Source organism: Pseudomonas sp. EL_65y_Pfl2_R96, assembly GCF_963970905.1.
Taxonomy (GTDB): Bacteria; Pseudomonadota; Gammaproteobacteria; order Pseudomonadales; family Pseudomonadaceae; genus Aquipseudomonas.
The window spans coordinates 47,519-66,493 of the sequence record NZ_CAXAQH010000034.1 but is presented as its reverse complement, the minus strand read 5'-3'; the positions used below and the strand labels follow the sequence as shown (position 1 = coordinate 66,493).

The 18,975-nt window shown below is 59.2% G+C and carries 13 protein-coding genes and 5 pseudogenes; 7 read left to right on the top strand and 11 right to left on the bottom strand.

Translation table 11 applies throughout. The annotated features are described in order from the left end of the window. Positions 1-155 precede the first annotated feature (155 nt). Together AACY49_RS25590 and AACY49_RS25585 are read right to left on the bottom strand one after the other, a co-directional pair. The gene (locus AACY49_RS25590) at positions 156-1,211 is read right to left on the bottom strand and encodes a tetratricopeptide repeat protein (protein ID WP_258695908.1); all 1,056 of its coding nucleotides are present in this window, start codon (positions 1,209-1,211) and stop codon (positions 156-158) included. Positions 1,212-1,287: 76 nt separating this feature from the next. Next, a pseudogene (locus AACY49_RS25585) lies at positions 1,288-1,386 on the bottom strand (bestrophin family protein); the annotation flags it as partial. 146 nt (positions 1,387-1,532) lie between these two features. Between AACY49_RS25585 and AACY49_RS25580 the strand changes: the two are divergent. The 3 genes from AACY49_RS25580 to AACY49_RS25570 are packed head-to-tail and all read left to right on the top strand — an operon-like array spanning position 1,533 to position 4,840. Further along, complete coding sequence (locus tag AACY49_RS25580; protein WP_339527193.1) at positions 1,533-3,680, top strand: FUSC family protein; 2,148 nt, start codon at positions 1,533-1,535, stop codon at positions 3,678-3,680. Further along, positions 3,670-3,870 (top strand): DUF1656 domain-containing protein, encoded by a 201-nt coding sequence (locus AACY49_RS25575; RefSeq protein ID WP_038983381.1) that lies wholly within the window; start codon positions 3,670-3,672, stop codon positions 3,868-3,870. The genes AACY49_RS25580 and AACY49_RS25575 overlap by 11 nt, the downstream gene beginning before the upstream one ends. A 4-nt stretch (positions 3,871-3,874) precedes the next feature. Then, on the top strand, positions 3,875-4,840 hold the full coding sequence (locus AACY49_RS25570; protein WP_339527188.1) for an HlyD family secretion protein: 966 nt from the start codon (positions 3,875-3,877) through the stop codon (positions 4,838-4,840). Between the two features lie 207 nt (positions 4,841-5,047). On the opposite strand, the gene AACY49_RS25565 is transcribed toward AACY49_RS25570, so the two are convergent. From AACY49_RS25565 to mexE, 3 genes are read right to left on the bottom strand one after another with little or no spacing between them, the layout of a single operon-like run. Then, entirely contained in the window at positions 5,048-6,469 is a 1,422-nt protein-coding gene (locus tag AACY49_RS25565; protein WP_339527186.1) for an efflux transporter outer membrane subunit, read from the bottom strand. Beyond that, entirely contained in the window at positions 6,466-9,657 is a 3,192-nt protein-coding gene (locus tag AACY49_RS25560; RefSeq protein ID WP_339527184.1) for an efflux RND transporter permease subunit, read from the bottom strand. Before AACY49_RS25560 ends, AACY49_RS25565 begins: the two co-directional genes overlap by 4 nt. 15 nt (positions 9,658-9,672) lie before the next feature. Further along, entirely contained in the window at positions 9,673-10,926 is a 1,254-nt protein-coding gene (gene mexE / locus AACY49_RS25555) for a multidrug efflux RND transporter periplasmic adaptor subunit MexE (RefSeq protein WP_339527182.1), read from the bottom strand. A gap of 676 nt (positions 10,927-11,602) precedes the next feature. Here mexE and AACY49_RS25550 point away from each other — a divergent pair. After that, positions 11,603-12,088 (top strand): ectoine synthase, encoded by a 486-nt coding sequence (locus tag AACY49_RS25550; protein WP_408980515.1) that lies wholly within the window; start codon positions 11,603-11,605, stop codon positions 12,086-12,088. Continuing rightward, positions 12,085-13,383, top strand: a complete 1,299-nt coding sequence (locus tag AACY49_RS25545; protein ID WP_320390689.1) for an MFS transporter — start codon at positions 12,085-12,087, stop codon at positions 13,381-13,383. Before AACY49_RS25550 ends, AACY49_RS25545 begins: the two co-directional genes overlap by 4 nt. Before the next feature lie 240 nt (positions 13,384-13,623). Here the strand turns inward: AACY49_RS25545 and AACY49_RS25540 are convergent, their stop codons facing one another. The 3 genes and pseudogenes from AACY49_RS25540 to AACY49_RS25535 all read right to left on the bottom strand — a co-directional run bounded on the left by AACY49_RS25540 (position 13,624) and on the right by AACY49_RS25535 (position 15,375). Continuing rightward, positions 13,624-14,670 (bottom strand): alpha/beta hydrolase family protein, encoded by a 1,047-nt coding sequence (locus AACY49_RS25540; protein WP_339527179.1) that lies wholly within the window; start codon positions 14,668-14,670, stop codon positions 13,624-13,626. A gap of 52 nt (positions 14,671-14,722) precedes the next feature. Further along, positions 14,723-14,863: pseudogene (locus AACY49_RS31970) on the bottom strand (GNAT family N-acetyltransferase); the annotation flags it as partial. Continuing rightward, positions 14,860-15,375 (bottom strand): hypothetical protein, encoded by a 516-nt coding sequence (locus AACY49_RS25535; protein WP_339527177.1) that lies wholly within the window; start codon positions 15,373-15,375, stop codon positions 14,860-14,862. The pseudogene AACY49_RS31970 and the gene AACY49_RS25535, both read right to left, overlap by 4 nt. Positions 15,376-15,478: 103 nt before the next feature. Between AACY49_RS25535 and AACY49_RS25530 the strand changes: the two are divergent. Next, positions 15,479-15,592, top strand: a pseudogene (locus AACY49_RS25530) (GNAT family N-acetyltransferase); the annotation flags it as partial. Positions 15,593-16,296: 704 nt separating this feature from the next. Then, positions 16,297-17,323, top strand: a pseudogene (locus tag AACY49_RS25525) (NAD-dependent epimerase/dehydratase family protein); the annotation flags it as partial. Here the strand turns inward: AACY49_RS25525 and AACY49_RS25520 are convergent. The 3 genes and pseudogenes from AACY49_RS25520 to AACY49_RS25510 all read right to left on the bottom strand — a co-directional run bounded on the left by AACY49_RS25520 (position 17,205) and on the right by AACY49_RS25510 (position 18,913). Next, positions 17,205-17,651 carry a MerR family transcriptional regulator gene (locus tag AACY49_RS25520; RefSeq protein ID WP_339527175.1) on the bottom strand — a complete coding sequence of 149 codons (447 nt, stop codon included), beginning with the start codon at positions 17,649-17,651 and terminating at the stop codon, positions 17,205-17,207. The pseudogene AACY49_RS25525 and the gene AACY49_RS25520 overlap by 119 nt on opposite strands. A gap of 100 nt (positions 17,652-17,751) precedes the next feature. Beyond that, positions 17,752-17,909, bottom strand: a pseudogene (locus tag AACY49_RS25515) (aldehyde dehydrogenase family protein); the annotation flags it as partial. Between the two features lie 89 nt (positions 17,910-17,998). Continuing rightward, positions 17,999-18,913 (bottom strand): LysR family transcriptional regulator, encoded by a 915-nt coding sequence (locus AACY49_RS25510; RefSeq protein ID WP_258695892.1) that lies wholly within the window; start codon positions 18,911-18,913, stop codon positions 17,999-18,001. Positions 18,914-18,975 lie beyond the last annotated feature (62 nt).

The window sequence follows — 18,975 nt, the reverse complement described above, 5'->3', positions numbered from 1 at the left end:
GAGAAGAGTCGCGACCGACAACGGCGCGCCTTGGAACGCAAGGCGCGCAAGCTGGGGATGCAGTTGGTGATGGTTGGATAAATTTCAGAGCAAAAACAATGCGTTATTTTTTGTTTGATAAGAGCTGGCGCAGCCTGCGATCTTTTGATCTTGATCTAAAGCCCTTGCTGCAACGCCGGATCATCCGGATTGAGCTGCTCCAGCTGCGCCAACAGGATCTGCACGTTCTGCAACTGCCCGCTTTCCTTCCAGTAGTTGATCAGCAGCACGCGCGCCTTGCGATCGGCCGGGTGGCGCTGGACGATTTCCTGCAACTGGTTCTGTGCCGCTTCCAGCTCCTGCTCGCCATGCAGCGTGGTGGCCAGGTCGTAACGGTAGTCCTTGTTGTCCGGCTCCAGTTCCACAGCTTTGGACAGCCCGAGCAGGGCGAACTCACTTTGCCCGTGGTGCAGCAGCCAGAGCCCCAACGCATGTTGCAGGTAGGCCGAATCGGGCTGGGCCTTTAACTGCTTCGCCAACAACTGCCTGGCGGCATCGCTTTGGCCCTGTCTATCCAGCACTTCGATCTGCATCACCAGCGCCGGCAGGTTGCCGGGCGCCAGTTGCAAGGTGCGCTCCAGTGCCTGCTGCGCGTCCTTCAGTTCGGCATTGTGCAAATGCAGACGCGCCAATTGGTACTGGGTTTCAGCGCTTTGCGGCTGACGCTTGAGGACCTGTTCCCAAGCGTCGATGGCTTGCTCCAACGGCCCGAAATACAACCCCAGCTCATCCGGGGACAGGCCCAATAAGGCGTTGACCGCCGCAAACCGGACGCTTTGGTCGCTGTCATCGAGCAAGGGCCCCAGCAACAGACTGCGCTGCCCATTGGGCACCAGCCCGCCGACGCTTTTGATGGCCGCGATGCGCACATCCGCCGATGGATGTTGCAGGTCCGCATCCGCCAGTTTCAGAGCTTGGGGGCTGGGGTAGTTGGGCAGTTCGGCATGCAGCCAGACGCGGCGCTTGGCTGACAGGTCAGGGCGGCTCAATTGCTGGTAAAGGACCCGCGCCGCTCCCGGTTGCCCCGCGCGTGCCTGGGTCAGCGCTTCGCTGTAGCCGCGCCTGATTGCCTCCGGCACCACAGGTGTCGTGCTACGCAGGAAAAACCAGGCGAGGGCGAGGGCAAGCAGTACGCAGAGGCTGAGGAGCAGATAGCGGCGGGACTGAGGCATGCAGGAATCCGGGAGCTGGCGGGCTTTTGCAAAGTCACCAGCTTCGGTCAGGCAGGGCTGTGAGTCAAACCCTGACTCAATTCAGCACGTAGTCGTCGGGTTCGAGAGCGGGTGGCAAATCGGTGTGCCCCAGCGCTGCCAGCACTTCGCGCTCCAGTGTGCGCACAATGGCAGATCGTTCTCCAATTGGTATGGCTGACAGAGTAATCGACGGGGTCTATCAAAATAAGCATGCCCATCGGCGAGTTTGCCTACAGGTTTTGTCGACACTGAAACCTGTCGAGGCCCAGCAGCAATGACTACGCTTGCTGATAGGACTCGATGAGCGCTCCCATGCAACCGTTGCTTCAATACTTCAAGGCGATCCTCAACCCTGGGCGAGAGGTACTGCTGTTCGCCCTGAGGACCATTGTGGCCGGCCTGCTGACGCTGTATCTGGCCTTCCTGTTCGACCTTGAACAGCCCAAGTGGTCGATCATGGCAGTGGTCATCGTCAGCCAACCATTGGGTGGCATGGCCCTGGCCCGAAGCTTTGGCCAGGTCATCGGCACCACGTTCGGAGCGGTCGTGGCGGTGTTGATCATGGCGATCTTTCCCCAGGCGCCGCTGCCCTTCATCATCACCCTGGCCTTGTGGCTGGCATTCTGTACCGCCGGCGGCACCCTGTTGCGCTACACCAGTTCCCAGGCATTTGTTCTGAGCGGGTACACGGCGGTAGTCGTGGCGCTGCTGGCGGTGCCCGATCAGGAGGGCACGTTCCTGCTGGCGGTCACTCGTGTGACCGAGACGCTTTTGGCGGTGGCTTGCGTGTGCGTGGTCAGCCTTCTCACGGCGCGGCCGGAAGCGGTGGCGCGGGATTACTTCGCCAAGATCGATCAGGTCATCAAGCTGCTCGCGACCCACGCTGCCGCCGTCATCCGAACCGAAGAAAGTGAGGCCGATTTCCATCGGCGGCAGATGCAGCTGCTCGGTGCAATCAGCGCTCTGGAGGGGGTACGTCGGCATTTATATTACGATGCGCCACGGTTGCGCAGCGCCAATAGTCTGGTGCAACTGCTGGGCAATCAACTGGTGCTGCTGACTTCGCGGTTGACGGCCTTGCGTCACCAGCGGCTACTGCTCACTGAACGCTGGGAAGGCGCGTTGCCGGAAGAGATACAACGTTTGCGCGCCGAAGAACTGGCGTTTCTCGATGAGTTGGCCCTGCAAGGGCGTTCACTGTCGAGCGAGGCACGGCACCATTTCGCCGCACTGCAACAGCGCTTCGATGACCAGGCCTACAAGGCCGAACAACTCACCGAGACGATGCCTGCCACCCTGCGTTCATTGGCCTGGGCACTGCGCTGGGAGCAGGCACGGATGTTAGAGCAGCTGGGGCAGGTTCTGGAACTGAGCGACGCGATCCAGGAAGGGCGTGAAGCCAGTTGCGTGTTCCGTGGCCAGGAAAATCCGCTGCATCTGGACTTCACATTGGCGGCAATGAATGCAATCCGGGCATTTGCCGCGTTGCTGGTGGCCGGTCTGATCTGGATCGAGACCGCTTGGGACGGTGCCCGTGGCGGCATGATTGTGGTGGGGATTCTCTGTTCGCTGATGGCGACTTTTCCGCGGCCGTTGCTGGCCGCGCAAAGCTTTGCCAGGGGGCTGGGTCTGGCCTTGGTGGTGTCGGCGCTCTATCTGTTCATGCTGGTACCGATGATCAGTGACTTCGAGTTACTCGCCTTGCTGCTTGTCCCATTGCTGTATGCCGTCGCGGTGGGGCTGTCCAGTCCGTCAACCACGGGCACAGGCATTGGTCTTGGACTGACGACAATGCTGTTGCTGGGCCCTCAAAACGCAGGAGTTGGCCAAAACAGTGCCATTGCGTGGTTCGAGTTTGCCGGTGCGTATATCAGCGCAACCGCGCTGGCGCTCAGTGTCTACGCCTTGATCTTTCCGTTCAGGCCCGTTTTGCGGATACACCGGCTGTTCAATGAAAACTGCGAGCAGGTCTACGCTTTGCTGAAGACGCCGGCCACCGATGAACTGCAATTTGCGTTTGAGAGCCGCATGGTCGATCGCCTGACCATGATGCTGGGGCTATTGCCGGCTACCGACGACAAGCATTCCAGCGAGCTGTTCGAAGTCAGCCTCGGGTGTATGGCACTGGGTGTGGCTTTGAACCAGCTCAGGCAACAGGGGCAAAGCAACACGTTGCTGAGTACAGAACAACAAAACCGTTTGCTGGCTGCCGTCCGGGAGACCGGACGATTGATCGCCGGGCGCCCCGGGATTGACCTCGAGCCGCTGCTCGGAAACTTGCGTGTCTTGGGCGATGAAATGGACGACTTGCATTTGGACGTTCATGAACACCTGTGGTCGGTATTCAGGATGCGCGTGGCATTGTTGATCGTGGTGTCGTTTCTGGAGCGACATCGCCAATACTTTCAACCCGCCCAAACGGAAGGAGCGCCAGCCCTTGCCCATTGATTTTGAATTGGGTGGCGTCTACTTGCCGCCGATTGCTCAGGCTTTACTGCTGGCCCTGCCGATTTTCCTGCTGCTGGACTGGATCTTGCGCCGCTTTGGCGTGCTGCGGTTCGTCTGGCATGAAGCCCTGTTCGAAGGCGCGTTATATGCCTGCGTATGCGCAACCCTGATCCTGGTGATGGGAGCCTGATGCCTTGAAGACGATCCTTGCCCGACTCGCGACCCTGGCAGTGGTATTGCTGGCCTTCATCCTCGGCTGGTTCGCCTGGGAGCATTACACCCGCGCACCCTGGACCCGGGATGCACGGGTTCGCGCCGATGTGGTGACGTTGTCCGCCGATGTCTCGGGGCGCATCGTCAGCCTGGGTGTTCAAGACAACCAGCATGTTGAGAAGGGCCAGTTGTTGCTGGAGATCGACCCGGCTCGTTACACGCTGGCAGTGGAACATGCCAAACGTTCGGTGGAAGTCGCGAAAGCCTCGCTTGGCCAGTCTGAAGCTACGATTGTCGCCAGCGAAGCGCTGCTCAGACAGCGGCAAAGCGAAGAGCATCGCCGTCGAACCCTCAAGCAGCGCTTCGCGATCTCCGGCGAAGAATGGGAAAAATCCAGTACCGAAGTGGCTGTGGCTCAGGCGGAGCTGTTGCGCAATCAGGCCAATTTGGGCCTGGCACACGCCAATGTGCAGCTGGCGATCGCCGCATTGACCCAGGCCGAACTGGACCTGCAGCGCACGCGGGTCGCAGCGCCTGTCAGCGGTTACGTGACCAACCTGCTGACTCGTCAGGGGGATTACGCCACTGCCGGGGGGGCGTTGTTGGCACTGGTGGACAGTGACTCGTTTTATATCAGCGGCTACTTTGAAGAAACAAAGCTGCCGCGAATCGAGGAGGGCGACCGGGTCAGGGTCGAGTTGATGAGCGGCGAGACCTTCGGCGGCACCGTGCAAAGCATCGCTTTTGCTATCGCCGACCGCGAGAACTCCCCCGGCAGTCGACTGCTGGCCAGCATCAACCCCAGTTACACCTGGGTCAAGCTGGCACAACGGGTGCCGGTGCGGATTCAGATCGACGCCGACTATGTCGCTAAAAACCGCCTGCGTGCCGGGACCACGGCCACCGTGACAATCCTGGAAAGCCGCGAGACTCAAGAACACCGCTAACCCTGTGGGAGCGGGCTTGCCCGCGATGAGGGTGGGTCAGCCAACATCAATGCTGAATGTGCAATCGTCATCGCGGGCAAGCCCGCTCCCACAAGGGAATGTGGTGGATTCAACAAGCATGCAGCCAAAAAAAAGCCCCGCGACCGAATGAGGCGCGGGGCAAAAAATTTGGTTGGGTTGCGGCCAACCAAAGGAGCTCTTAAATCATTACTTGCTGGCGACCGTCTCTGGCTGCCAGCCGCCGCCGAGGGCTTTGTAGATCGCGACAATGCCGCGATACAAATCGACTTCGGCCTGGGCCTGGGTGTCTTCTGCCGCCAAACGCTCACGTTGAGCATCGAGCAGCACGAGGAAGTCCACGGTGCCTTCGCGGTAGCGAATATCGGCCAGGTCGGCAGCGGCGCGGCTTGATTCGCTTTGACGAATCAGCGAGATCAGGCGCTGCTGACGCTTGCCGTAATCGCTGAAGGCGTTTTCCGACTCTTCCAGCGCCAGCAGTACTTGCTGCTCGTAGGTCGCCAGGGCGCCTTCGGCTTCAGCATCGGCGCCGCGCAAACGGGCGCGCACGCTGCCCAGGTCGAACGCCGCCCAGGTAATGCTTGGGCCCAGTGCCCAGGCGTTGGCTGCCGACGAGCCGATCTGCGAACCGCGCCCGGCGGTAAAGCCGAGGAAGCCGCTGAGGCTGACCCGTGGGAACAAATCAGCCTTGGCCACGCCGATACGGGCGGTGGCGGCCGCCAATTTGCGCTCGGCGCTGCGGATGTCCGGACGCCGTTGCAGCAGTTCGCCCGGATCACCGATTGGCAGGGCTTTGGCGATCGCCGGCAAGTCTTTTGGACTCAGGTCGACGGTCAGCTTGTCCGGGCGCTCACCCAGCAGGGTGGCGATGCGGTTGCGCTGACGCACCTGTTCGGCCTGCAACTGCGGCACGCTGGCTTCGACAGACGCCAGGCGTGCATCGGCGCGGACTACGTCCAGTTGATCGCCGACACCGGCATCACGCAGGCTTTCGGTGATCTTGCGCGACTCCTGCTGGTTGTTCAGGTTCGCCAGCGCGATCTTTTCCCGCAACTGCGCGCCGCGCAGTTGGCCATAGGCGTCCACCAGTTCGGCAATCATGGTGACTTGCAGTTGGTAAAGATCGGCTTCGGCCGCCTGCTGTTCAGCGTCGCTGGATTCCAGGTTGCGCTGGATGCGACCGAACAAGTCCAGTTCCCAGGCCATGTCCAGGCCCAGGTCATAGCGCTCACTGCTGACGCGTTTAGTGGTCTGGCCGGGAATCTGCCCTTTGGCCAAATCACTGCTGGCGCGGCTGGTGATGGTCGGCATGGCGTCATTGCTGGCGTCATCACGAATCGCCCGGGCCGCTTTCCAGCGGGCAAAGGCCACGCGCAAATCACGGTTGCCTTGCAAGGATTGCGTCACCAGCTGATTGAGGGTCGGATCCTCGAACTGCTGCCACCAGATGCCTTCGAAACGGGCGCGGTCGAAGTTCTTCTGACCGGCGCTGCCATCGGTGGCGGCCGTGATGTTGGCCGCCTCGGTGGCTGGGGTTTTGTAATCCGGGCCGACGGCACAGGCACTCAGGGCCAGTACCAGAAGGCTCGGCAGGAAGGCTTTCAGGCTCATTGTTGCGCCTCCAGTTGCTTTTCCAATTTCAGCGCCTTGGCCGCTTTGCGTTGCTCACCGCGCTCCACAAAGTTGCGAATCAGTACGTAGAACACCGGCGTCAGCAACAGACCGAAGAAGGTCACCCCGAGCATCCCGGAGAACACCGCCACACCCATGGCATGACGCATTTCGGCACCGGCACCGCTGGAGAAGACCAGAGGCACAACACCCATGATGAACGCGAAGGAGGTCATCAGGATCGGCCGCAGACGCAGACGGCAAGCTTCCAGTACCGCTGCCAGCGGGCCGAGGCCTTCTTCCTGTTTATCCTTGGCAAACTCGACGATCAGAATCGCGTTCTTACACGCAAGTCCCACCAGTACGATCAAGCCGATCTGGGTGAAGATGTTGTTGTCGCCGCCCGAGGCAATCACCCCGGTAATGGCCGACAGCAGGGTCATCGGTACGATCAGGATCACCGCCAGTGGCAGGCTCCAGCTTTCGTACTGCGCCGCGAGCACCAGGAACGCCAGCAGTACGCAGAGCGGGAACACGAACAGCGCGGTGTTGCCGGACAGAATCTGCTGGTAGGTCAGGTCGGTCCATTCGTAGGTCATGCCGTTCGGAAGTTCATCCTTGAGCAGTTTCTCGATGGCTTTCTCGGCCTGGCCGGAGCTGTAGCCGGGGGCTGCCGCACCGTTGATTTCAGCGGTGATGAAGCCGTTGTAGTGCATCACGCGGTCCGGGCCCGAGGTGTCGCTGACCTTGATGAAGGTCGCCAGCGGGATCATCTCGCCTCGGTTGTTACGCACTTTCAGCTGACCGATCTGGTCCGATTCGAGGCGGAACTGCTGCTCGGCCTGAACGTTGACCTGGTAGGTACGACCGAAGCGGTTGAAGTCGTTGGCATACAGCGAACCCAGGTAAATCTGCAGGGTGTCGAAGATGTCGCTGACGGCCACGCCGTGGGTCTTGGCTTTTTCCCGGTCGATGGCGGCATCGACTTGAGGCACGTTCACCGTGTAACTGGTGAACAGACCGGCCAGTTCCGGCACGCTGCGGCTTTTGGTGATGATGTTCATGGTTTCTTTGTACAGCTCGTCATAGCCCAGGTTGCCCCGGTCTTCGATCTGCAGGCGGAAACCGCCAATGGTCCCCAAGCCTTGTACCGGCGGCGGCGGGAAGATCGCCATATAGGCTTCCTGAATCCCGGCGTACTGGCCGTTCAATGCACCGGCAATCGCACCGGCGGACATGCTCGGATCCTTGCGCTCGTCGAAAGGCTTCAGGGTGACGAACACGATGCCGGCGTTCGGGCTGTTGGTGAAACCGTTGATCGACAGACCCGGGAAGGCCACCGCGCTTTCCACCCCAGGCTGTTTCAGGGCCAGGTCGGACATGCGCTTGATCACGTCTTCGGTACGGTCCAGGCTCGCGGCATCCGGCAGTTGCGCAAAGGCCACCAGGTATTGCTTGTCCTGGCCGGGTACGAAACCGGTCGGGGTATTGGAAAAACCGAAGAACGTCAACACCATCAGGCCGGCGTACACCAGCAGGGCGATACCGCTGCTGCGGATAACCCGGCCCACGGTGCCGACATAACCATGGCTGGCCTTGTCAAAGAAACGGTTGAACGGACGGAACAACCAGCCACCGAAGATCTTGTCCAGAACCTTTGAGAAACGGTCTTTCGGCGCGTCATGGCTCTTGAGCAACACGGCGGCCAGTGCAGGCGACAAGGTCAGCGAGTTGAAGGCCGAGATCACGGTCGAAATCGCAATCGTCAGGGCGAACTGTTTATAGAACTGCCCGGTCAAGCCGGAGATGAACGCGGCCGGGATAAACACCGCACACAGCACCAGCGCCGTTGCAATGATCGGACCGGTCACTTCGCGCATCGCACGCTTGGTGGCTTCTACAGGGGTTAATCCGAGCCCGATGTTTCGCTCGACGTTTTCCACCACCACAATCGCATCGTCGACCACGATACCGATGGCCAGTACCAGCCCGAACAGCGACAGGGCGTTCAACGAGAAGCCGAACAGGTGCATCACGGCAAACGTACCGATCAGCGAAACCGGCACCGCCACCAGCGGGATGATCGAGGCGCGCCAGGTTTGCAGGAACAGGATCACCACCAGCACAACGAGGATCAGCGCTTCGAAGAGGGTGTGAACCACCGCCTCGATGGAGCCGCGCACGAAGATCGTCGGGTCATAGACGATGCTGAAGTCCATGCCTTCCGGGAAGTTCTTCTTCAGCTCGGCCATTTTCTCCCGAACGTCGTTGGAGATCTGGATCGCGTTGGAGCCAGGGCGCTGAAAGATCGGAATCGCCACTGCCGGCTGGTTGTTCAGCAACGAGCGCAGGGCGTATTGGCTGGAGCCGAGTTCGACGCGAGCGATGTCTTTCAGGCGAGTGATTTCACCATTTTCACCGGAACGAATGATGATGTTCTCGAACTCTTCCTCGGAAACCAGACGGCCTTGGGTGTTGACCGACAGCTGGAACGCCGTGGCATTCGGTGCAGGCGGAGCGCCTAGGGCACCGGCCGCCACTTGACGGTTCTGTTCACGAATCGCGGTGACCACATCGGTGGCGGTCAGGTTGCGCGAAGCGGTCTTGTTCGGATCAAGCCACACCCGCAGCGAGTAATCGCCCATCCCGAACAGCTGCACGTCACCGACACCGCCCAGACGCGCCAGCTCATCCTTGATGTTGAGCAAGGCGTAGTTGGACAGGTAGAGCATGTCGTAGCGTTTGTCCGGCGAGGTCAAGTGCACAACCATGGTCAGGTCGGGCGACGCCTTGTCCACGGTGATACCGATGCGCGTCACTTCCTCGGGAAGTTTGGGCTCGGTCCGGGTCACGCGGTTCTGAACCTGTACCTGCGCGTTGTCCAGGTCGGTGCCCAGGGCGAAGGTGATGGTCAGGGTGATCTTGCCGTCAGCGGTGGACTGCGAGGACATGTACAGCATGTTCTCGACGCCGGTGATGGCTTGCTCCAGCGGAGCGGCCACGGTTTCGCCGATGACTTTAGGGTTGGCGCCCGGGAAGTTGGCACGGACCACAACGGTCGGCGGCACGACTTCCGGGTATTCGCTGATCGGCAACTGGAACAGCGAGATGGCGCCGGCGATCAGGATCAGCAGCGACAGTACCGCTGCAAAGATCGGCCGTGAAATGAAGAATTGGGAAAAATTCATCGGAGTAATTGTCCCTTAACCGCGTGGAGTGGCAGCTGCCACTTTCACAACTGCACCCGGCGCGACCTTGGCAGGTGCGACTTGGGGCAGGTTGCTGGCTTCCAGCGCTTGTCGTTGTTGAGCGAGGGCCGCGAGGGTTTCCTTGCTGGCCATCGGGATCACTTCAGGGGTGACCGGTGAGCCAGGGCGAACCCGTTGCAAGCCCTTGACGATGATGGTGTCGTCTTTGTTCAGGCCGCTGCGCACGATGCGCAAACCTTCGATTTTCGGACCCAGCTCGACGGGGCGGTAAGCCGTTTTGTTGTCGGCATCCATCACCAGCACGAACTTTTTACCCAGGTCGGTACCGACCGCTTCGTCGTTGATCAACACCGCGGAGTAGGTGCCGCTGCCCACCAGTTTCAGGCGTGCATAAAGACCCGGGGTGTAGGTGCCGTCGCTGTTGTCGAATACCGCACGACCGCGGATGGTGCCGGTCTTCGGGTTGACCTGGTTGTCGACGAAGTTCATCTGGCCCTGGTGCGGGTTGCCGTCTTCATTGGACAGGCCCAGGTAAACCGGCGTGGTTGCGCCGCGTTGCCCCTGGCGGGCGAGCTGGGTGTATTTGAGGAACACACGCTCGTCGGCGTCGAAGTAGGCGTAGACCTTGTCGGTGGACACCACGCTGGTCAGCGCGGTGGTATCGGCGGTAACGAGGTTGCCGGCGGTGATTTCCGCACGGCTGACACGGCCGCTGATAGGCGCAGTGACGCGGGTGAAACTCAGGTTCAGTTTGGCCAGATCCAGTTGGGCCTGGATGGCGCCGACGGCGGCGCGAGCTTCTTGAGCCGCGCTGGTGCGCGAGTCGGCGAGTTCGGCGGAAATCGCGTTGCTGGTGCGCAGACGTTCGCCACGCTGAGCTTCGTTTTCGCTGCGGGTGGCCGTGGCACGAGCCTGGGCAACCAGAGCTTCGAGGCGGCGGACCTCAGCCTGGAAGGGGCGCGGGTCGATCTGGAACAACAGATCGCCTTTCTTGACCAGCGCGCCTTCGGTGAAAGCCACGTCATCGATCTGCCCGGAAACCCGTGGACGAATCTCTACCGTTTCCGGCGCTTCAAGGCGCCCGGTGAATTCGTCCCACTCGTTGACCGGTTGTTCCAGCACCTTGGCTACGCTGACTTTGGCCGCGGGCATGGTGGCGGCAGCGTCCGGGGTCTTGCCGCAGGCGCTCATCACCAATACGGCCAACAGGGCCAAGGGGAAGCGCAAATGTTTGAGTGACTGTTCCATGGAAGCATCCGCCAATTTATTGAGAATGGGCGGATGATGCTTGGCGGGGTTGTATGGCACGAATCGAATGAAGCAAAGGTAACTATCATTCGGAATGATATAAGACCGAAGCGAGCCCTCTAGCATGCACCTTCCATTGGTGGGCTATCAAATGAAATGATGACAAATCAGTGTTGCAGGGAGTGTAAGGGATTGGCTTGAAACGCATACGGCCTCTTACGTCAAGGAAAGCGCCAACTCGGAGAGTCTACCTAAGCGTGTGGACCTCGAATGTGCCGTCGCCTGCGTTGAAACAGTCGGAAAAGCCCGTTGATACCCATAAATTCTTCCACGTAGGATCAGGCCTCTTCAGGGAGCAACAACCGGGTCAGGGAATGACTGGTCTGCCGTAATGGCATGCGTGCCACAGGCACGTCCTTCGACAAGATTTCCTGCATTTCCTGTAGGAAAGCATCCTGTTATCTGATTGTGATTTGTCCTTGATCAGGGTTGGTGTTTCATTTGACTTACGAAAGACAGCGCTACTCCCTAGAGTGGGCGCCTCAAACGAACTGTCGAACATTTTGCTGTGCGCAAGTCTGCCTCTGCGTTACCTGTTTAGCGTTTACCGACGCGGCCGCTGTGTTTGCCTCGCACTTATGAAGCGGTCAGTCCAACTATTCAAAAGGAACTGAATATGTTTGTTCGTAGCATTCGCGATGTCGAGAAAACCGACTTTTTCGTCGACACTAGCCACCGCCTGCTGACAGAGCAGGACGGAGTCGGCTTCACCATTTGCCACACGGTGGTTCGAGCCGGTACGGAATCGCTGCTTCATTATCGCAATCATCTCGAGGCTTGCTATTGCATCGGTGGTGAGGGCGAAATCGAAGACATGGAGGGCACCATCCATGCAATCCGTCCGGGAGATATGTACGTTCTGGACAAACATGATCGTCACTATCTGCGTGGTGGAAAGTTCACGGACCTTAATTCTGGTCAGCGTTTTCAATCCTCCCCTCGCAGGCACCGAGCGCCACTCTATAAACAATCAGAGTGCCTCTTCGTACTGAGTTCCGAAATGGACTGCCTGTTCGACGGGCCAGTCGTTTCCAACCAGCGAGTAACGAGACGACAGGCTTTTTTCAGACTGTTGAGTGACTGTGCGGAGTTGATGATATGAAATTGTTCAGGCCGTTGCTTCAGCGGCCCGTAGCCTTGCTGTGGGGAGGGTTGGCGCTCTCTTCGATCGGTGACGAACTCTTCGCGATAGCCATCGCCTGGATGGCGGTACAGATCGCAGGAACCGATGCAAGCTGGCTCAGTGCTTTACGCGGTGCCGCCGCGTTGGCAGGTGCTTTGCTGGGGGGGATATGGGCAGAGCGCTGGGACCACCGTCGCACGATGATCGGCGCCGACCTGGCGCGGGCCGGGCTTGCCTTGATTCCGGTGCTGGCTTGGGGGCTCGGCATCATGAGTCTGTGGATGCTGGCGGTGCCGCTCATGCTCATGATGATCGTCAACTCATTGTTCGAGCCGGCGCTGCGCGCCAGTCTTCCGCGGATTGCCGCGGCGCCGGACCAGCTGCAATCGGTCAACGCGCTGTTCGATGCGATCATCCGGGTCGCCCGGGTGATCGGGCCAATGCTGGCGGCGGCGATTACGCTGCTGATTCCGATCGAGCATCTGTTTACCCTGAACAGCATCACCTTCCTGATCTCTGCGTGGGCGGTCATGAAGTTGGGCAAAGCGTTGCCGCGCCAACCTGTCAAGGCAACAAGCCGGCGTGCCGGATTTACCGCCGGTTGGACAAGTCTTGCGGGACGCAGCCAGATGCAGGCGGTGTATGTGTGTGCGGGACTGGGCAATGTCGCCTGGAGCGTGGGTATATCGATCGGCATGGCGCTGGCCGTCGTCAAATACGATATCCAGGGATTCGGCGTACAGGGTTTTGCTGCCTACGGCCTGATCATGGGGGCATACGGGGCAGGGAACCTGATCTCCATTTTTGTTGTGGGCAATCTGCAGATCCGTCGCTTGTATCACGGGTTTACCTTCGGCTCCGTGGTCAACGGCTTGGGCATCGCGATCATCGGTGCGGCCGTGCTGTACCTGCCACCGGAACATGTCTTGACGGGGATGATGGTCGGCGCAAGTCTTGCGGCACTCGGCGGGCCACTGATCGACATCTCATTCATTCTGCTCATTCAAACCCGGTTCAGGCAAAGCGAAATCGCCGGGCTGGCAAGGCTGCGCTTTGCCACGCTGGGTGCGTCGATTCTGATTGCCGGTGCCTGCGGTGCTGCGCTGTATGCCCGTTTTGAAACCGGCCTGGTGATTGTCGGTGCCGGGATTTTCGAAGTGATCGTGGGGGCCATTGTGCTGCTCGTCCCCAAGGATAACGAAGCCGTACAGGCGAACAGGGTAGACGGCGCTTCGTCGTCAACCTTGGCGGATGGTAGCGAGGTGGCCAGATGAAACAGTTCCATGACTATATAAAAGACCACGCCGAGCGAATGCCGGACAAGATTGCGCTGACCATCAGTGGCCGACAGATCACCTACGGAGCGTTGGACGAACTCGCCTGCGTGGTAGCCCGGCAGTTAGTGGGCACAGTTATGGCCTGCCGAAATAGGGAAAAGCCTGTTTCGGCAGCTTCGGCAGCTTCGGCAGGTCGATATGCTGGAATACGATAGTCAAAAACCTACCGACGTGAGGCTACCGCTCATTACGAGGTGCCGGACCCAGAAATTCAGTAATCAGCGACGTCACTTGCTGATGAATCACCTCACGCGATCGCCCGCCGTCGCCATCCAGGCAAGTCATGCCGTCCCCCGGCGCCTCTGATTCGAGCAACTTCACCGCGCCCGGTTTGCACAGCGACAAGAAACTGAAGTGGCTGGCGTCGCTGATCTCGACGTAGCGCGTCGAGGCATGCGGCAGCCGTTTGGCCAGGTCGGCGGACTCCAACTGCGCGGGAAGGTCTTCAGAGGGCACGCCCGCCGCGATCACCAGTGCCGGAACCGGCAGCGCCGCGAGGCTCGCATCGGTCAACCCGCGTGACAGGCCCAAGTCTAGCGAGACAACGGCGGTGACGCGTTTGTCGCTCAGGTCAGAGCTTAATCGAGTCTTTGACTCTGGGATGCTGCCGGGGTTGATCTGTTGGTAAACGCGGCAACTGGCCAACTGCGGATGCGCCTTGCAGTCTTGGGCAAACCGCTCGGGATCGAAGCGTGCTCCGGTGATTTCCAGCGCGGTCCAGCCGCCGAGGGAATGACCGACCACTGCAATTCGACGCTTCGCGACCGCGCCGAACTGTTCCGGCTGAGCCATGACCGCATCGATGGCCCGGCTCACGTCGGCAGGTCGTTGCCACAACTGGGCGGCCGCTTCAGGGTTGCGATCCCTGGTGGTGGTGCCCGGATGATTGACCGCCGCGACGATGTAGCCTCGGTGGGCGAGTGTGCTGGCCAGCCAATCCTGATTGCCCCAGTTGCCACGGAAGCCGTGGGAGAGCACCACCAGCGGATGTTCGCCGGCAGCCGCTGGCGCATTGCGTACGGCGAGGGCACCAACGAACGCCGGGCTGTCGGCGATCAATTGCGGTTTGGCAGAGGTTGCACTCGGATACCAGACGACCATCTCCAGCGCACGCTCGTTGTGCGCGTCTGGCAGGGTCGAGGACTGGAAGCCGATAGGGTTGCCATCAGCGAGTGCGTGGGCGGAGAGACAGATCAGAAGCAGGGGGGTGAAAGCTTTTTTCACTGTTTTTATCTTCCTTGACTGGATCAACTGATGGAGAACTTCGATCCGCCGTGAGGCGCATTCCCATTTCGAACGCGCGGCTCTCGAACCCGAACTCGGCGTACATCCGCGCAGCGCGTACATTGAACGGCCAGACGATCAACCGCAAGTCCTGAGCGTCGTGTTCAATCGCCCGGTCTTTTACGATGTTTATCTAAACATCTGCTCAATCATGAGCCTGGAGGGGATGAGTAACGTATTAGTGTAATAGGCTTTATACCCATAGGCGGTGATGCGGACTTTGCATGGAATTGAAATTTGCGACGCAAGCAGGGGCTTGATGGCGTCATAGTCATCCAAGTCGCGTTGAGTCCCATTCGGATTGGTGTAGTAAAAGATGAGCTCGGAAGAAAACTTGTAATTGGGTTTGGCTTTACTGTTCGCGGTCACTCGTCCTTCGGCTTTTATATCTATTGAATGCTCCGATGAAAATTCGATGTCTCGATTGAGAGAGCAGATCAGGGTAGGTGTGAGTTGATTGGACTTTTCGTAGTCATTGAAAGCGCTCTGCAAATCCACAGTGGAGCTAAAGCGGGCAGTGAACAAATTGCTGGGGCCAAGCCCGAAAGACGATAACGTGAGGTCGGCGGGTGGAATGCTGGCCGTTTTTGCACAGCCAGTGCAGAGAAGTATTGCGAAACAAATGACGCTGCGGAGTATGTTCATTTGCCGAAAATACCATTAATTGAATCAAGAATCAGATCGCAGGCGGACTTCGTCCCTTGAACAGGTTGCTACGCAATATATGCTCAATAAGGAGACTCAAAGGATGGAGATCAAACGAGCTCGGCCCGACGATGCCCAAGTGGCATTCGATATTCGCCTGCAAGCAATCCGACACCAATGCATCGGCGCCCACACCCAGGAACAAATGCGGGCGTGGCAGCCCCCGTTGGTACTCAGCCCAATGGCCAGGGAAACGCTCGAATGAGAAAACGTAACCCTGAATCTCGTTCGTCTGCACATCGGGGTCGAACATGCGCCGGATCTGTGTGCGGATTTGGCTCAGGCGTTTGATCAGATGGGCTGACGCGTCAGCCCATTCAGAGACTCTCAGGGTCGCCAAAAAACATTTTGCCTGGGCTCTAGGACGATTGTTTCAGGTGGAAAAAAAAGAGTTATGCCCCCATTTTTGCCCCCACTTGCACCGGCTGTGCTAGCGATCATGAATGGCGATTTCTGATAACACCAGTGTGGCTTTGGCTGGCTTTCAGTGGACTCCCTTCCACGCCGCGTCATCCCCTCCGCGCTGATCGCGGTGGATACAGCATCACCCCATTGGGGCAAACACTGAGGGGGGCATTTCGAGCGTTATACGACTGGAGCCTCAATCATTCAAATGCTGTTCTGATGGCCCAGTCAGCATTTGACAAGCGTTTAACAGAGACTTGGAAAACCGCCGTGTCATAACTGCCCCGCAAATAATACTTTGCTAAATACTCACTATAAACGTGTCTAGAGGTGTCCGAGATGCTGAAATCTAAAACTGAAACTAACGTGCCAATGGGTACTTGACTCTGCCCCATGGGACACCTCGTATGCTTTTTCCCAGCGCCCACTCTGGCGCGCTGCCAACAAGGAGTTCCTGTGAAAAGTTTATGTCTGGTGACAGGTGCCAACGGCCATCTGGGCAATACTTTGGTGCGAGCGCTGCTCGGTCAGGGCTATCGGGTTCGAGCCGGGGTTCGTGACATATGTAACCACACACCCTTTGCCGGGCTGGACTGCGAGTTGGTGTATGCCGAGTTGCTGGACCGTGCGGCCTTGGACAAGGCGATGGAGGGCGTGGAGGTGCTGTTTCAAGTGGCCGCCGTGTTCAAGCACTGGGCTCGCAACCCGGAGGCCGAGATTGTCGAGCCGAATATTCAAGGCACGCGGCGTGTGCTGCAAGCCGCTTCACGGGCGGGTGTGCAGCGTGTGGTCTACGTTAGTTCGGTGGCCGCCGTCGGTCATGATGGTACGGCGCTGGATGAGGCGCACTGGAATACGGAAAGCGAAAACGCCTACTACAAATCGAAGATACTTTCCGAGCAGGCGGCTTGGCAGTGCGCTGAGACGTTGGGGGTGAACATGGTGTCGGTATTACCTTCGGCCATGGTTGGCCCCAATGCTGGTCACCTCACCGATACCATGGGATTTCTTCAGTCGGTTCGGCAGCGGCAGATGCCGTTTGATCCGGGGTTTCGCTTCAACTTCGTGGATGTTCGCGATGTGGCAGACGGGATGATACTCGCTGCCGAAAAGGGCCGGCCGGGGCAGCGCTATATCCTGGCCAATGAGCATTCGTCGCCGCTCAGCGATTTGATCGAGGCCGCCAACACCCAAGCTCCCGCCTGTCTCAGCGCCACGCTGGTTATTGCTGGGCGTGGCCTGGCTCCAGGAGCGCTGGGCGCAATTAGTCGGCAAGCCCGCCCAGCTACTCTTGAGCCAGGTGCGCCTGTTTCACAACGTGGCGCAGGAATACAACATCACCAAGGCGAAACATGAATTGGGCTTCAACCCTCGGCCGCCTGAAGTGGCTTTGAGGCAAGCGTTTGCTTATCTGTACAGACAAGCGCATCAACCTTATGAAAACCCGCCACAGGGCGAGGCGCAAACATTGAGTTCATCTCGCTTTTGAGTTCAATCAAGTGAAGATCAAGCGCCTGCAGTTCAGCGATCCTGTCCTGGACCTGGCGGCGCTTGTCGTCGACGGCCTGGTTGGCCAACGCCAGCGGAAATGACTTCAGTTTGTTTTTTGCGGCAATCAGCGGGTTCATCTCGGCCAGCTTGAACCCGGCAGTCTGCGCTTTGCGGATCAGGTGGACGATTTCCAAGTGATGAGCATTGTAGAGGCGATACCGCCCCTCACGCTCCGGCTCGTTGATCAGGCCCATTTGCTCGTACAGTCGAATGGCTTTTGGAGTGCAGCCGGTCAGTTCGGCGAGTCGTCCAATGAACATCTGTCAATTCCTTATGTGAGACAGCAAGTACTCTAGCGTTGTTTGATCGCCAGAGTTGCAAAAGCCGTTACATAAAAATCGAAAAATGTCGAGGTTGGGCTCAGTAGCGAATCATCAACGACTTCAGCTCGAAGTAATCATCAACGAAAGCGCTGCCGAACTGCCGGCCTATCCCCGAGGATTTTTGCCGCCAAAAGGCTCCGCTGGGTCCAGCATCGTGCTGGCTTCGATGGCGGGCACCATGCGCAGGGCTTTGCCCCCAATGGAGCAATCCACCGGAAGTGAATGGAGCTCCATGGTTTGTGGAAAGGCAGAAATGATCAGATAAACAGCCTGTCCGACGACGCCTATAGACTCTCAGGGTCGCCAAAAAACATCTGAATCCGCGACCGCAACCACCGCTCACCCGGATCATTATCCTGCGACCCGCGCCAGGCCATGTGCAATTCAAAACTGCGCACCGGCAACGGCGGGTCTTCCGCCCGAACGCCACCGGCCGCGGTCAGCGCTTCGGCGGTGTAATCCGGGACGGTGGCCACGATATCGGTGCCGCTGATCAGTGTGCTCAACCCGTTGAATTGCGGCACCGCCAGCACCACGTGCCGTTTGCGCCCCAGTTTCTCCAGCTCTTCATCTATAAAGCCGCTCAGGTCACCCGCGAACGAAACCAGTGCGTGAGGGCGGGCGCAGAAATCATCCAGGCTCAACGGCCCCGGCACGGTGTCGGCCCGCAACAGTTTCGGCATGCTGCGGCGCAGTACTTTGCGCTTGGCGTTGGCCGGAAGGTCGGCGGTGTAGCTGACACCAATGGAAATTTCGCCCGAGGCCAACAGGTTCGGCATCAGGATGTAATTGGCGCGACGCACCACCAACACGATGCCCGGTGCCTCGGCACGCAGCCGTTTGAGCAGCATTGGCAGCAACGCGAACTCGGCATCGTCCGACAGGCCGATGCGGAATACCGCGTTACTGGTCGCCGGATCGAATTCCGCCGCACGACTGACCGCGGTGGAGATCGAGTCCAGGGCCGGCGAGAGCAGGGCGAAGATTTCCACCGCTCGGGCGGAAGGTTCCATGCTGCGGCCGGTGCGCACGAACAGCGGGTCATCGAACAGCCCGCGCAGGCGCGAGAGCGCCGCACTGATGGCCGGTTGGCCGAGGAACAACTTCTCCGCGGCGCGGGTCACGCTGCGTTCGTGCATCAGTGTTTCGAAAACGATCAACAGGTTCAGGTCGACACGACGCAGGTCATTACGATTCATCTGGAGTCCTGGCAGATTCAGCAAACTTGACGTGAGCGACCATATGAGAACAATGGCCGGCG

Coding starts and splice junctions, on each gene's coding strand:
- AACY49_RS25590 (WP_258695908.1), bottom strand. CDS start 1,211: ATGCCTCAGTCCCGCCGCTATCTGCTCCTCAGCCTCTGCGTACTGCTT.
- AACY49_RS25580 (WP_339527193.1), top strand. CDS start 1,533: ATGAGCGCTCCCATGCAACCGTTGCTTCAATACTTCAAGGCGATCCTC.
- AACY49_RS25565 (WP_339527186.1), bottom strand. CDS start 6,469: ATGAGCCTGAAAGCCTTCCTGCCGAGCCTTCTGGTACTGGCCCTGAGT.
- AACY49_RS25560 (WP_339527184.1), bottom strand. CDS start 9,657: ATGAATTTTTCCCAATTCTTCATTTCACGGCCGATCTTTGCAGCGGTA.
- mexE (WP_339527182.1), bottom strand. CDS start 10,926: ATGGAACAGTCACTCAAACATTTGCGCTTCCCCTTGGCCCTGTTGGCC.
- AACY49_RS25550 (WP_408980515.1), top strand. CDS start 11,603: ATGTTTGTTCGTAGCATTCGCGATGTCGAGAAAACCGACTTTTTCGTC.
- AACY49_RS25545 (WP_320390689.1), top strand. CDS start 12,085: ATGAAATTGTTCAGGCCGTTGCTTCAGCGGCCCGTAGCCTTGCTGTGG.
- AACY49_RS25535 (WP_339527177.1), bottom strand. CDS start 15,375: ATGAACATACTCCGCAGCGTCATTTGTTTCGCAATACTTCTCTGCACT.
- AACY49_RS25520 (WP_339527175.1), bottom strand. CDS start 17,651: ATGTTCATTGGACGACTCGCCGAACTGACCGGCTGCACTCCAAAAGCC.
- AACY49_RS25510 (WP_258695892.1), bottom strand. CDS start 18,913: ATGAATCGTAATGACCTGCGTCGTGTCGACCTGAACCTGTTGATCGTT.